The organism is Azonexus hydrophilus DSM 23864, assembly GCF_000429605.1.
Classification (GTDB): domain Bacteria; phylum Pseudomonadota; class Gammaproteobacteria; order Burkholderiales; family Rhodocyclaceae; genus Azonexus; species Azonexus hydrophilus.
In genome coordinates this window covers 70,057-83,769 of record NZ_AUCE01000011.1, presented here as the reverse complement: position 1 = coordinate 83,769, position 13,713 = coordinate 70,057, and the positions used below count along the sequence as shown (strand labels likewise).

Sequence of the window (13,713 nt, the reverse complement as noted above, 5' to 3'; positions counted from 1 at the left end):
GGTGCTAAAATGGTCCATCTTTTGCGGCACTGCACCATGAGCGAAGACAACCAACTGACCGATAGTGACGACCTGCAGGAGCGCCTGGCCGAGGTGCAGACCCTGCTCGCCCGGCACAAGCTGGTCGAGGATCTCGTTCACCGTCAGGAAGGGCCGCGTCACGAACTGGTCGAAGACCTGGTGCACAAGCAGCATCTGCACGAACTCCAGCACAAGCTGGAGCCCATGCACCCGGCTGACATTGCCTACATCCTCGAAGCCTTGCCGCCCGACGAGCGTCTGATCGTCTGGGATCTGGTCAAGGCCGAGCACGATGGCGAAATCCTGCTCGAAGTCTCGGATGCGGTACGTGAGAGCCTGATCGAGACGATGGCCCGCAACGAACTCGTTGCCGCCGCCGAGACCCTCGACGCTGACGAACTCGCCGACCTTGCCCCCGATCTGCCGCAGGGCGTCATCGACGACGTTTTCCGCAGCCTGCCGGCCGAGGAGCGCGAGCACCTGCGGGCGGCGATGTCCTACGCGGAAGACTCGGTCGGTTCGATCATGGACTTCGACATGGTCACCGTGCGCGAGGATGTGACGCTGGAAGTCGTGCTGCGCTACCTGCGCCGTTTCGAGGAGTTGCCCGATCACACCGATCAGTTGTTCGTGATCGATCGCGAGGAACACCTGAAAGGTGTATTGCCGCTGAACATCCTGCTGGTCAACGAGGTTGATGTCGAAGTCGGCGCGCTGATGAAATCCGAATTCGTCGAGTTCGAGCCGGACGACGATGCCGAGGATGCCGCCAAGGCCTTCGAGCGCTATGACCTGGTGTCGGCGCCGGTGGTTGATCCGGAAGGCAGGTTGCTCGGCCGCGTCACCGTCAACGACGTGGTTGACTTCATCCGCGAGGAAGCCGAACAGGAGCAACTGGCGCACGCCGGTCTGCGCGAGGAAGAAGACATCTTCGCCTCGGTCTGGGACTCGGTGAAGAACCGTTGGGCCTGGCTGGCGATCAACCTGGTTACGGCCTTCCTGGCGTCGCGCGTGATCGGCGCTTTCGAGGACTCGATCGAGAAGTTGGTGGCGCTGGCCGCGCTGATGCCGATTGTCGCTGGCATCGGCGGCAATTCCGGCAACCAGACAATCACCATGATCGTGCGCGCGATCGCCATGGGTCAGGTCCAGCCGGACGCGATGCGCCGCCTGCTGCGCAAGGAACTCGGGGTGGCCAGCATCAACGGTCTGCTCTGGGGCAGCCTGCTTGGCGTCGCCGCCTGGTGGCTGTACGACAGCTACCAGCTCGGACTGGTGATGACCGCGGCGATGACGCTCAACCTGCTGCTTGCTGCGTCGGCCGGCGTCGGCATTCCGCTGATGCGCCAGAAATTCGGCGCCGACCCGGCCATCGGTGGCTCGGTGATGATCACCGCGCTCACCGATTCCGGCGGCTTCTTCATCTTCCTCGGCCTGGCGACGCTGTTCCTGATGTGATCAGTGGCTGTCGGGCGTCAGCAGCTTGAGCCCGACGATGCCGGCAACGATCAGGGCGATGCTGGCCAGGCGCAGCGCTTCGCGCGATTCACCGAACAGGACCATGCCGCAGATGGCCGTGCCGACCGCGCCGATGCCGGTCCACACCGCGTAGGCAGTGCCCAGCGGCAGGGTCTTCAGCGACCAGCCGAGGAGGACGACGCTGACGATCATGGCGATGACTGTCGCCACGCTCGGCCACAGGCGCGAAAACCCTTCGGTGTACTTCAGGCCAACCGCCCAGCCGATTTCGCACAGGCCGGCGAAGAAGAGGACGATCCAGGCAGTCGCGGTACTCATTGCGCTTGTCCGAACCAGGCATCCGCAGCGGCGATGGTGCCGGCGATGTCGGCATCGCTGTGGGCGGCCGAGACGAAACCGGCTTCAAACGCCGACGGGGCGAAGTAGTGGCCGGCAGCGATCATGGCGTGGAAGAAGCGGTTGAAGGCTTCCTTGTCGCAGGCCAGGACTTCGTCGTAGGTGCCCGGGCAGCGCTCGGCAAAATAGAGGCCGAACATGCCGCCGACGTTCTGCGCGGCGAAGGCGACACCGTGTTTCTTGGCGGCGCTAACGAGGCCGTCGCACAGGGCCTGGGTTTTTGCCGTCAGCGTTTCGTAGAAGCCCGGCGCCTGGATCAGCTTCAGCGTGGCCAGGCCGGCCGCCGTGGCGATCGGGTTGCCGGACAAGGTGCCTGCTTGGTAAACCGGGCCGAGCGGGGCAATCTTTTCCATGATCTCGCGGCGGCCGCCGAAGGCGCCCATCGGCATGCCGCCGCCGACCACCTTGCCGAAGGTGGACAGGTCGGGGGTGATGCCGAACAGGCCCTGCGCGCTTTTCAGGCCGACGCGGAAGCCAGTCATCACTTCGTCGAAAATGAGCACGGCGCCGTATTGCGCGGTCAGGTCGCGCATGGCCTTGAGGAATTCCGGCGTCGGTGCGATCAGGTTCATGTTGCCGACCACCGGCTCGACGATCACGGCGGCGATCTTGTCGCCGTGCGCCTTGAACGCTTCGGCTAGGCCCTGCGGATCGTTGTAGGTCAGGACCATGGTCGTTTCGGCGGTGCCGGCGGGAACGCCGCCGGAAGACGGGTTGCCGAAGGTGAGCAGGCCGGAGCCGGCCTTGACCAGCAGGTGATCGGCGTGGCCGTGATAGCAGCCTTCGAACTTGACCAGGATGTCGCGGCCGGTAAAGCCGCGCGCCAGGCGGATCGCGCTCATGGTCGCTTCGGTGCCCGAAGACACCAGGCGGACCATGTCGAGCGACGGCACCATCTCGCACAGCAGGTCGGCGATCTCAACCTCGCGCTCGGTCGGCGCGCCGAACGACAGGCCGTCGACGACGGCTTCCTGGACCGCGGCAATGACCTGCGGGTGGGCGTGGCCGAGAATCATCGGGCCCCAGGAGCCAACGTAGTCGGTGTACCACTTGCCGTCGGCGTCCTGGACCTGGCTGCCGACGCCCTTCTTGAAGAACAGTGGCGTGCCGCCGACCGAGCGGAAGGCGCGCACCGGCGAATTGACGCCGCCGGGGATGTGTTTCTGGGCACGGGCAAAGAGTTCTTCGTTACGTGAGGTCATGGTCGGGCTTTCGCAAAAAGACGTTGATACTGGTTGGCGCGGGCTTCGATGTCCGGCGCCGAGAAAAGGTCGGTGATGACGGCCAGCAGGTCAACGCCGGCATCGATCAGCGGCGCCGCGTTGGCGACGGTGATGCCGCCGATGGCGCAGACCGGCGCGTCGAGTTCGGCGCTGGCCCGGGTGTACAGCGCCAGTGGGGCGGACGCGGCGTCGGGTTTGGTCGGCGAGGCAAAGGCGGCGCCGAAGGCGACGTAGTCGGCACCTGCCGCAATCGCGCTACGGGCTGCGTCGAGGTCGGCGTAGCAGGAGGCGCCGAGGATGCGCCCGGGGCCGAGGATGGCGCGGGCGATGTGCAGGTCGCCGTCGTCGCGACCGAGGTGCACGCCGTCGGCATCGACCAGTTGGCACAGCGCCAGATCGTCGTTGATCAGCAGCAGCGCACCGTGGCGCCGGGTGGCGGCACGCAGCGCGTGGGCGCGGGCGAGACGTTCGCTCATCCGGCTTTCTTTGTCGCGCAACTGGACGATGCGGCAGCCGCCGGCCAGTGCCGCTTCGACCTGGCGCAGCAGCGCGGCGCCGTCAGTGCTTTCCGGCGTCACCGCGTAGAGACCGCGCAGTTCAGGCCGGCGCATCGCCTTTGTCCTTCTCTTGCTCTTCGCTGTCCTCGCGGGCCCAGAACATGCGGTCGGGAATGAACTGCCCCATGCCGGCGCGGAAGCCTTTGTCCAGGGCCTGCCAGGTGTAATCCTGGGCATCGCGCACGGCTTCCTCGATACTGGCGCCGCCGGCAATGCAACCGGCAATCGCCGAGGCCAGCGTGCAGCCCGAACCGTGATAGCTGCCGGGCAGGCGTTCCCAGCGGTCGTGGCGGAGCACGCCCTGGTCGTTGTAGAGGGTATTGACCACCAGCGGCGTGTTTTCGTGGGTGCCGGTGATCAGCACGTACTGGGCGCCCATCTCGATCAGGCGGGCGGCGCAGACGTCGAGCGACGGCTCGTTTTCATCCTCGTCGCTTTCGGCCAGGCGGCGGGCTTCCGGCGCATTGGGCGTGATGATGGTGGTCTGCGGCAGCAGCATCTCGCGCATCGCGGCGATGATTTCCTCGCCGGACAGTTCGTCGCCGCGACCGGACGCCAGCACGGGATCGAAAATCAGCGGGATGTCGGGGTAATCGGAAACGATCTCGGCAACGGCCAGGACGTTTTCGACGCTGCCGAGCAGGCCGATCTTGAAGGCGGCAACCGGCATGTCTTCCAGCACCGCGCGTGCCTGCTGTTCGAGCAGTTCGGCGCTGAGCGGCTGCAGGCTGCTGACGCCGGTGGTGTCCTGCACGGTGACGGCCGTCAGGGCGGTCAGCGGGTGGCAACCCAGGCTGGCCAGGGTCAGGATGTCGGCCTGGATGCCGGCGCCGCAGGTCGGATCGCTGGCGGCAAAGACAAGAACCTGCGGTGGCGTGGCCGGGGTGGTGCGCGTTTTCTGCATCGGGAAAGGCACCGTAGTGCGGTGCGGTACTTTCTGGTTGAATGCCCGGATTCTATCCGAATCCCGTTCTCTCCGAGTTCTGTCCGAAAGCCCGAAACAATGTACAGGCATTGCGGCCCCCCCCGAGTTCCGTAGTAAGATGACAGCTATATGCCAAGTGCGCCAAGAAACACTCAGGGGGCAGGGAATTGACTGATTTATCGAGACTGCGCGGCGTTCGCGTCATGGTCATCGACGACAGCAACACGATACGCCGGAGCGCCGAGATATTTCTCGTCCAGGCCGGCTGTCAGGTCGTGCTCGCCGAGGATGGCTTCGACGCCCTGGCCAAGATTGCCGACCACCAGCCGGCCGTGGTGTTTTGCGACATCATGATGCCCCGGCTTGACGGTTATCAGACCTGCGCATTGATCAAGAAAAACCCCCGCTTCAAGACCACGCCGGTGATCATGCTGTCGTCCAAGGACGGCCTGTTCGACCGGGCGCGCGGGCGCATGGTCGGGTCCGATCAGTACCTGACCAAACCCTTCACCAAGGACAGCCTGCTGCAAACGGTCGCGACCTTTGCACTGCCGGCGGAAACACAAACCACACAGTCGTAGTTCAGGGAGCACGCATGCCCGTCAAGAATATTCTCGTCATCGACGATTCGCCCACCGAACGCTTTTTTGCCGTCGATCTGCTCAGCAAGGCCGGTTATCTCGTGTCCACTGCCGAGAATGGCGAGGAAGGCATTGCCAAGGCCAAGGCCACCAAACCCGACCTGATCCTGATGGACGTGGTCATGCCCGGTCTGAACGGTTATCAGGCGACCCGGACGCTGACCCGCGACGAGGAAACCAAGCATATCCCGGTCATTGTCTGTACCTCCAAGGGGCAGGAAACCGACAAGATCTGGGGGCTGCGTCAGGGGGCGGTCGATTATCTGGTCAAGCCGCTCAATCCCCAGGAATTGCTGCAACGTATTGCTGCCTTGCCCTGACCGTCATGGCCCGCAAGAGCAGTCTCCGGGATTTTCAGGCTTACCTGGCCGGCCGCCTCAGTGAGGCGGCGCAGGGGCATGGGGGCGCTTCCTGGCTGGGGCTCGATGTCGCTGGCGAAGGCTGGCTGATCGACCTCTCGGACGGCGGCGAGATCGTGCAGGCGCCGCAGTTGGCTGGTGTGCCACTGGTGCACCCCTGGTTCTCGGGCATCGCCAACGTGCGCGGCAATCTTTATGCGGTGACCGATTTCGCGGCTTTCCTCGGCGCGCCGCCGACGCCGCGCAACGTCAATACCCGCTTGCTGCTGATCGGCGTCCGTCATGGTTCGAATGCCGCCCTGCTGGTGTCGCGGATGCTCGGTCTGAAGAAGCCCGAAAATTTTCAGCCGATGGCGGCCGACGAAGCATTTCCGGTCTGGGGCCGGCAGCGCTTCACCGATACTGACGGCAAGGTCTGGCGCAAGCTGGCGGTGCGCGAACTGCTCGCCGATCGCGGGTTCATGAATATTGGAATTTAAGCGCGGGCTCCATTGACGGAGCCCAAGTGGAGGGTAGAAATGGCTTTGAGCTTCAAACTCCCGAAATTCGGGGCATCGAAGAAGGACGTGTCGCCGCTGACCGTCACCGGGGACGAATTGCCGGCTGCGCCGGCCAAGAAGGCTGCCGGTCCGGGTTTCCTGGCCGGCAAGTCGGCCACCCAGCAGATGAAGATCCTGGGCGGCGTGTTCTTCGCCGTCCTGCTGGTCATTGGTGTGCTGGTTGCCCGCGACAACCGTGACTCCGCCCAGGCGACCGCCTATGTGGCGGCTGCCGGTGAAATGCGGATGCTCTCGCAGCGTCTGGCCAAGGCCTCCTCGCTGGCCCTGCAGGGCGACCCGGTGGCTTTTGCCCAACTCAAGGAGTCGCGCGCCACCTTCGCCGACCTGATGGAAAAGCTCACGCGCGGCGGCGAACTCGGCAACGTCAGCGTCGGTGCTTCGCCGCTGGCCGTGCAGGCGCAGCTTGATGCGCTGAGCGAGCGCTGGACCCAGTCCGAAAAAGATGCCGCGACCGTGATCGGCCAGGAGAAGAACCTGATCGAGTTGGGTCGCAACGTGGCAACCATCGACGACAACAACGCCATCATGCTTGAACTGACCGAGCAGGTCGCCGCCCTCAAGCTGCAGTCGGGCGCCGGCGCCCGCGACATCGCTGCGGCCAACCAGCTGGTGATGTTGACGCAACGGATTGCCAAGAACGCTTCGGCACTGCTGGTCGGTGCTGAAATCAATCCCGAAGTGGCCTTCCTGCTGGGTAAGGACACCAACAACTTCCGTGAATTGATGCAGGGACTGGGTCGCGGTGTGACCGATGCCGATACCCGGGCCAAGGTCGAGGCGCTGGAAACCGCCTTCAAGGATTACGAAACGGCCATTTCCGGCATTCTCGGCAACATGCAGCCGCTGGTCCTGTCCAAGCAGGCCGGTTCGCGCATCTTCCGCGACAGCGAGGAACTGCTCAAGGCAACCGACGAACTGGCGCGCGGTTATCAAGAGGCGCTCAGCGGACGTGGCGGTTTCATCGTCTCGGTGCTGGTTCTCGTTCTGGTGGCCCTGGCCGCCCTGGCCAAGCTGGTGCAGGTCTATCGCGACGACGCTGAACGGCGTACCCAGGAAGTTGAAAAGCAGCGTCTCGGTTCCGAACAGGTCAACCGCGAGAATCAGGACGCCATTCTGCGCCTGATGAACGAACTCGGCGACCTCGCCGACGGCGACCTGACCGTGACGGCAACCGTCAGCGAGAACATCACCGGCGCCATCGCCGACTCGATCAACTACACGATTGAAGAACTGCGCGTGCTGGTCGGCCGCATCAACGATGCGGCGAACCGGGTGACGGCGGCGACCGAAATCGCCCGCCAGACGTCGGCCGAGCTGCTCACCGCTGCCGAACGTCAGTCGGTCGAAATTCAGGAAGCCGGTCAGTCGGCGCTGGACATGGCCCGTTCGATGACCGAGGTGTCGAGCAACGCCGCCCAGTCGGCACAGGTGGCAAACCAGTCGCTGCAGGCCGCCGAAAAGGGGACGCAGGCGGTACAGGACTCGATCAAGGGCATGAACGAAATTCGCAATCAGATCCAGGAAACCTCGAAGCGGATCAAGCGTCTCGGCGAAAGCTCGCAGGAGATCGGCGAAATCGTTGAACTGATTTCCGACATTACCGAACAGACCAACGTGCTCGCGCTGAACGCCGCCATCCAGGCTGCATCGGCCGGCGATGCCGGGCGCGGCTTCACCGTCGTTGCCGAGGAAGTGCAGCGGCTGGCTGAACGTTCCGGCGAGGCGACCAAGCAGATCGCGGCCATCGTCAAGACCATTCAGACCGACACGCAGGACGCCGTATCCGCCATGGAACAATCGACCCAGGGTGTGGTCGAGGGCGCCAAACTGTCCGATGCGGCCGGCCAGGCACTGTCCGAAATCGGTCAGGTGTCCCGTGATCTGGCTAGCCTGATTCAGCGAATTTCCAGCTCCACCCAGAGCCAGGCCGACTCGGCCACCCAGGTGGCGCGTCTGATGCAGGATATCCTGCGCGTCACCGAACAGACCACGGCGGGTACGCAGCGTACCGCCGAGGCCGTTGATGAACTGTCCGCGCTGGCTTCCGAACTCAAGGGCTCGGTCGCCGGTTTCAAGGTCGATTGAGCCACCCACGCGAGAGAGCATGAACGCGGCAACTGAATTCGATTTGGGCCCGCTGACGTGGGTCAAGGGCGAGATCGACCAGGCGCTGCTACGCGCCGAGGAAGCGCTCGACCAGTTCGTGGCGAATGCCGATGCGACGCAGTTGAAATTCTGCCGCACCCATGTGCACCAGGTTCATGGTGCGCTCGACATCGTCGGTCTGAACGGCATCACGGAGTTGACCGAGTCGCTCGAAGCCCTGCTGCTGGCGCTGGAGGAGGAACGCCTGCCGGCCAGTGAAGCGGCGCAGTCGGTCGCCCACGAGGCGCTGGCCGGGTTGCGCCAGTATCTCGACGACCTCGTGGCAGGTGAACCGCACCAGCCGCTGCGCATGATGCCGCTCTGTTCCCGTCTGGCCGAAGTCCGCGGCTTGCCGCCGGTGCATCCGGGCGACCTGTTCTATCCCGACCTGAGCCTGCGCCCGCCGCGCTCGACCCTGACCCCGCCGGCGCTGACGCCGGAGGAAATGCACAAGGTCCTGCGCAAGCAACGGACCCGCTTCCAGAAGGGCCTGCTCAAGTGGCTGACCCAGCCGGAGCAGAAGGCCAGCGGCCGGCAGGCGATGAGCGAAGCGCTGGCGGCGATCGAAGCCATCCAGCCGACCTCCGGTGCGCGTTCGTTCTGGTGGGTCTCGCAAGCTTTCCTCGAAGCCCTGGACAATCCCGATATCTCGGTCGAACCGCTGGCCAGGCAACTGTGCGCGCGCATCGACCTGCAGATCCGTCGTCTGCTCGATGGTTCCGGCAAACTGGCCGAACGCGTGATGCGCGAGGCGCTGTACTACGTTGCCCGAACCCCGGCTGGAGCGGACTCGCTGGTTGCCCAGGCGCAGCATATTTTCGACCTGCCCGCGCATTTGCCGGCAGTGGCTTCGCTGCAGACTCTGCCCGATGCCCAGGAGCAGGCACTGCGACGCCTGCGCGAAATTCTCGTCAGCATCGAGGAAGTCTGGAATAAATACTGTTCGGGCAGTCCGGGCAGCCTGGTCAACTTCGGCGAGTTGGCCCAGGCGGCGGCTCATGTCACCGGAGAACTCGGCCATACCGACCTGAAGCGGCTCGGTCAGGCGCTGGCGGCGATTGCCGGCTGGTTGCAGGACGATGTCAAACGTTTCAACGATGGTGTGGCCATGGAAGTGGCAACGGCCATCCTGCTGCTGCAGAATGCCCACGAAAACTTCCTGCGCCTTGGTGCCGATTTCGCCCAGCAAGTCGACCTGATGGTCGACCGCATCCACGCCTGCATCGCCGGGCGTGCGGCCACGGCCAGCGATATTCCACTGCTCGACGAGATGACTCGGCGGGCACAGGAAAAATTGCTGATCGCCCATGTCGGCCGGGAAATCCAGAGCAACCTGGCGCAGATCGAGCAGACGCTCGACGCCTTCTTCCGTTCCCCGGCCAAGGGCTTCGAGATGGCTGCGCTGGACGCGCCGCTCAAGCAGGTTGGCGGGGCGCTGGCCATGCTCGGGCATTTCTCCGCCGTCGCCAGCCTGAAGCGCACGACGGCGCACATCGAGGCCTTTGCGGCGCCTGGTTACCAGCCGCAGGATGTCGACTTCCAGCAGGTCGCCGACGAACTGTCGGCGCTCGGTTTCTTCATCGACGCGCTGCAGCACGGTGAGACCAGTTATGACACCTTCGTCCGTCGTCTGCATGGTGATGAGCTGGTGGTCGATACCGATGCCGCGGCCGAGGCGGCTCTGACCGTCGAAGCCGAACTGGCGCAACAGGCGCGCGAAGCCAAGGCGCTTGCCAGCGCATTGCGCGAAACTCCAGACGACCAGCGTCTGCAGGAACTCAAGCAGAATCTCGAAGCCATCCAGAAAGACGCTGACCTGGTCGCCGACCGCGAACTGGGCGAATCCGCCAAGGCGGTGCTGGCTGCGCTGGAGTCGGGCGAGCAGGTCGATGTCGCCCTGTCCGGCCTGCGTGTCTCCCAGGTCGATGCGCCGCAACCGTCGGCGGAAACCCTGCAGCTGGCCAGTTCCAGCCACGAGGAAATCGACGCCGAGTTGCTGGCCATCTTCATCGAGGAAGGCCACGAAGTGCTGGCCGACATGGCTACCCAGAAGTCGCTGCTGGCGGCCGACGTACACGACCGCGAGGCATTGACGACGATCCGCCGGTGCACCCATACCCTGAAGGGGTCCGGGCGCATGGTCGGCCTGGTCGAACTCGGCGAAACGGCCTGGGCTGTCGAGCAGACCCTGAACCTGTGGTTGCGTCAGGATATTGCCGTGACCCCCGAGTTGCTGGCTTTGATCGACGAAGAACACCGGGTGTTCAGCGAATGGGTTGCCCTGCTTGAAAGCGGCACCGGCCAGATGCCGGATGCCGCCCATTTGGTCGCGCTTGCCGCCGCCATGCGTGGCACCACCGAGCAGCCGGCCGAGCCAACGCCGGCCGCAGTGCCGCCGGTCGTCGAAGCGGCGCCGGTTGCTGAGCCCTTGCCGAAGGACGTGCCACCGGCAGTGGAGGTGACACCCGCAATCGACATCGACGAGCCCGCTGCCGATGTGACATTCCCTGAACTCGAAGGCGGGTTCGAGCTGGAACTGGAAGAGCCCGAGGCGCTGTTTGCCGAAACCGAAGCGGAAACCGACGCAGAAGCGCCGGCTCAGGGCACGGCACAGACCTTGTACGACATCTTCCGTGAGGAAGCACGCGGTCATCTGCAAACCCTGGTCGACAGCTTCGCCGCACTGGAAGCCGAGCCGGCCGCGCCGACGACCTTCGAAATGACGCGGGCCGCCCATACGCTCGGCGGCATCGCCGCCACCGTTGGCCTGATGCCGCTGCATCACCTGGCCTATGCGCTGGAACATGCCCTGTTGCGCCGCGATACCTCGGCCCAGCCGGACAGTATCGAAGGTCTGGAAACCGTGCGTCAGGCCATCCTGACGCTGGAAGAAATGTTCGCCGGACTGGCCGCGCAGCAGGCGCCGGAAGAACAGCCGCAACTGCTGGCGGCCCTGGAAGACATCTTTCACCCCGGGGCGTTAGCCGAAGCAGCCGCGGCGGTCGACGAGTCAGGCAATGGCGCACAGATCATTCCGCTACCGGGGTTGCGTCAGGACGCCGTGGAGCAGCAGGTGCCGACGGTGGACGAATTGCTGCCGCCGGTCGAGCCGGTCCGTCAGCTGACCGACGAACTGGACGAGCAGCTACTGCCGATCTTCCTCGAGGAAGCCGCGGATCAACTGCGTGAGCTGACCGAACAACTGCGCGCCTGGCGCATCGGCCCGGGCGAAGAAGCGCCACCACGGGCGATTGCCCGCCTGCTCCACACCTTCAAGGGCAATGCCCGGATGGCCGGGGCGATGAATCTGGGCGAAGCGACACATTTGCTCGAAGCCCGGGTCCAGGATGCAATCAAGGCCGGTACGGCCAACACCGCCCTGATCGACGAAATCGAAGCGGGTTGCGATGCTCTGGCCTTGGCCACCGAGCGGCTGCGCAGCGGCCCGGTCGAGGAAAGCCACGGCGAAGCACCGGCGGGCGGCGAAATGGCGCCGGCCGAGGTCGCACCGGTACTGGCAAGCGATCCCGAGACCGACAGCGAAGGCAGCGGCCAGCGCGCGATGCTGCGGGTGCGCGCCGATCTGGTCGACCGTCTGGTCAACGAGGCCGGCGAATTGTCGATCGCCCGGGCGCGGATCGAAGGCGAAATGCGCAGCCTCAAGGGCTCGCTGCTCGATCTCACGGAAAACGTCATCCGTTTGCGCCGCCAGTTGCGCGAAATCGAAATCCAGGCAGAAACCCAGATCCAGGCGCGCGTTGCCCAGGCGCATGAAGGCCAGGCTGATTTCGACCCGCTCGAACTCGACCGCTTCACCCGCTTCCAGGAACTGACGCGCTTCATGGCCGAGTCGGTCAACGACGTGGCGACCGTCCAGCAGAACCTGTTGAAGAACCTCGACGACGCCAACGCGGCGATCCTGGCGCAGGCCCGCCTGAACCGCGGTTTGCAGCAGGAACTGATGGGCGTGCGCATGCTGCCCTTCGTCAGCCAGGCGGAGCGTCTGTACCGCATCGTCCGGCAGACGGCGAAGGAGGTCGGCAAGCGCGCCAACTTCGATATCGTCGGCGGCCATGTCGAAGTCGACCGCTCGGTCCTCGAAAAGATGATGGGGCCGATCGAGCACATGCTGCGCAATGCCGTGACCCACGGCATCGAAGCGCGCGAGCAGCGGCAGGCGGCAGACAAGCCGGAAACCGGTGAAATCACCCTCAAGCTGGCCCAGGAAGCCAACGAAATCATCCTGTCGCTGGCCGACGATGGCCGGGGGCTGGACCGCAGCCGTATCCGCGAACGCGCCGAAGCGCTTGGCCTGCTCCATTCGGGGCAGGAAATCAGCGATGCCGCCTTGCTCGATTTCATCTTCCAGCCGGGTTTCTCGACCGCCACCGAACTGACCCAGGTTGCTGGCCGCGGTGTGGGTATGGACGTGGTGAAGACGGCGGTCGCTGCGCTGGGTGGACGGATCGAGATCATCTCCGAGTCGGGCCGGGGAACGGTTTTCAATCTCTACCTGCCGCTGACGCTGGCCGTCACTCAGACCCTGCTGGTTCGTGCTGGCAGCCAGATCTACGCCGTGCCGTCGACGATGATCGAACAGGTGCTGGAGTTGAAGGAAAAGGGCCTGGGCGCGATCCGCGATGCCGGCGAGGCCGAGTGGCAAGGCAATCGCTATCCCTTCCATTTCCTGCCGCATCTGCTCGGTGACGCCGTCGCCCTGCCCGAAGCGCATCGCCAGTACTGGGTGCTGCTGCTGCGTTCCGGTTCGCAACGCGTCGCGGTACTGGTCGACGAACTGCGTGGCAACCAGGAAGTGGTGGTCAAGAACATCGGCGCCCAGCTTGCCCGCGTGGTCGGGATTGCCGGCGCAACCGTGCTTGGCGACGGCCAGGTGGTGCTGATCCTGAATCCGGTGGCACTGGCCAGCCGGGGGGGGCAGGCAGTGGTCGGCGAGTTCGCCCCGGTCGAGCCGCACGCCGCGCCGGTGCAGCAGCATCTGCCGACCATCATGGTGGTCGATGACTCGTTGACCGTGCGCAAGATCACCAGTCGCCTGCTGTTGCGCGAAGGCTATCAGGTCATCCTTGCCAAGGATGGTGTCGACGCGCTTGAGCACCTGCTTGACGCGCCGCCCGACGTGATCCTCTCGGACATTGAAATGCCGCGCATGGACGGCTTCGACTTCGTCCGCAACCTGCGCGCCGACGAGCGCCTGCGCAACATTCCGGTGATCATGATCACCTCGCGCACGGCCGACAAGCACCGCAACTACGCGCTGGAAATCGGGGCCAATCACTACCTCGGCAAACCCTACGACGAAGACGAACTGCTCGGCCTGCTGGCGACCTACTGCGGCCGGAGTCGCTGATCTCCTTGATGACGCGGAAAGTACCGCGTCATCAAGGAA

Annotated in this window: 10 protein-coding genes; 6 read left to right on the top strand and 4 right to left on the bottom strand. The window is 64.7% G+C overall.

The features are described from left to right. Positions 1-36 precede the first annotated feature (36 nt). On the top strand, positions 37-1,479 hold the full coding sequence (gene mgtE / locus G471_RS0100925; protein ID WP_028993652.1) for a magnesium transporter: 1,443 nt from the start codon (positions 37-39) through the stop codon (positions 1,477-1,479). On the opposite strand, the gene sugE is transcribed toward mgtE, so the two are convergent. From sugE to thiD, 4 genes are read right to left on the bottom strand one after another with little or no spacing between them, the layout of a single operon-like run. Beyond that, entirely contained in the window at positions 1,480-1,818 is a 339-nt protein-coding gene (gene sugE / locus G471_RS0100920; protein WP_028993651.1) for a quaternary ammonium compound efflux SMR transporter SugE, read from the bottom strand. Continuing rightward, complete coding sequence (gene hemL / locus G471_RS0100915) at positions 1,815-3,098, bottom strand: glutamate-1-semialdehyde 2,1-aminomutase (protein WP_028993650.1); 1,284 nt, start codon at positions 3,096-3,098, stop codon at positions 1,815-1,817. The genes sugE and hemL overlap by 4 nt, the downstream gene beginning before the upstream one ends. Next, entirely contained in the window at positions 3,095-3,730 is a 636-nt protein-coding gene (gene thiE / locus G471_RS0100910; protein WP_028993649.1) for a thiamine phosphate synthase, read from the bottom strand. Before thiE ends, hemL begins: the two co-directional genes overlap by 4 nt. After that, complete coding sequence (gene thiD, locus G471_RS0100905; protein WP_028993648.1) at positions 3,717-4,580, bottom strand: bifunctional hydroxymethylpyrimidine kinase/phosphomethylpyrimidine kinase; 864 nt, start codon at positions 4,578-4,580, stop codon at positions 3,717-3,719. Before thiD ends, thiE begins: the two co-directional genes overlap by 14 nt. 224 nt (positions 4,581-4,804) lie before the next feature. Here thiD and G471_RS16315 point away from each other — a divergent pair, with 224 nt between their 5' ends. From G471_RS16315 to G471_RS0100880, 5 genes are read left to right on the top strand one after another with little or no spacing between them, the layout of a single operon-like run. Beyond that, the gene (locus G471_RS16315) at positions 4,805-5,182 is read left to right on the top strand and encodes a response regulator (RefSeq protein ID WP_051295196.1); all 378 of its coding nucleotides are present in this window, start codon (positions 4,805-4,807) and stop codon (positions 5,180-5,182) included. A 14-nt stretch (positions 5,183-5,196) separates the two neighbouring features. Beyond that, a complete protein-coding gene (locus G471_RS0100895) occupies positions 5,197-5,562 on the top strand; it encodes a response regulator transcription factor (protein ID WP_028993647.1) in 366 nt (121 codons plus the stop codon). A 5-nt stretch (positions 5,563-5,567) separates the two neighbouring features. After that, positions 5,568-6,080, top strand: coding sequence for a chemotaxis protein CheW (locus G471_RS0100890; protein WP_028993646.1), 513 nt, complete (start codon positions 5,568-5,570; stop codon positions 6,078-6,080). Between the two features lie 39 nt (positions 6,081-6,119). Next, the gene (locus G471_RS0100885; protein WP_028993645.1) at positions 6,120-8,246 is read left to right on the top strand and encodes a methyl-accepting chemotaxis protein; all 2,127 of its coding nucleotides are present in this window, start codon (positions 6,120-6,122) and stop codon (positions 8,244-8,246) included. A gap of 19 nt (positions 8,247-8,265) precedes the next feature. Next, positions 8,266-13,674 (top strand): hybrid sensor histidine kinase/response regulator, encoded by a 5,409-nt coding sequence (locus G471_RS0100880; RefSeq protein WP_028993644.1) that lies wholly within the window; start codon positions 8,266-8,268, stop codon positions 13,672-13,674. Positions 13,675-13,713 lie beyond the last annotated feature (39 nt).

What these genes read in the sequence shown, in the direction of transcription:
- G471_RS0100880 (WP_028993644.1), top strand. Translation starts at nt 8,266, where the DNA reads ATGAACGCGGCAACTGAATTCGATTTGGGCCCGCTGACGTGGGTCAAG.
- mgtE (WP_028993652.1), top strand. Translation starts at nt 37, where the DNA reads ATGAGCGAAGACAACCAACTGACCGATAGTGACGACCTGCAGGAGCGC.
- G471_RS0100885 (WP_028993645.1), top strand. Translation starts at nt 6,120, where the DNA reads ATGGCTTTGAGCTTCAAACTCCCGAAATTCGGGGCATCGAAGAAGGAC.
- G471_RS16315 (WP_051295196.1), top strand. Translation starts at nt 4,805, where the DNA reads ATGGTCATCGACGACAGCAACACGATACGCCGGAGCGCCGAGATATTT.
- G471_RS0100895 (WP_028993647.1), top strand. Translation starts at nt 5,197, where the DNA reads ATGCCCGTCAAGAATATTCTCGTCATCGACGATTCGCCCACCGAACGC.
- hemL (WP_028993650.1), bottom strand. Translation starts at nt 3,098, where the DNA reads ATGACCTCACGTAACGAAGAACTCTTTGCCCGTGCCCAGAAACACATC.
- thiE (WP_028993649.1), bottom strand. Translation starts at nt 3,730, where the DNA reads ATGCGCCGGCCTGAACTGCGCGGTCTCTACGCGGTGACGCCGGAAAGC.
- G471_RS0100890 (WP_028993646.1), top strand. Translation starts at nt 5,568, where the DNA reads ATGGCCCGCAAGAGCAGTCTCCGGGATTTTCAGGCTTACCTGGCCGGC.
- thiD (WP_028993648.1), bottom strand. Translation starts at nt 4,580, where the DNA reads ATGCAGAAAACGCGCACCACCCCGGCCACGCCACCGCAGGTTCTTGTC.
- sugE (WP_028993651.1), bottom strand. Translation starts at nt 1,818, where the DNA reads ATGAGTACCGCGACTGCCTGGATCGTCCTCTTCTTCGCCGGCCTGTGC.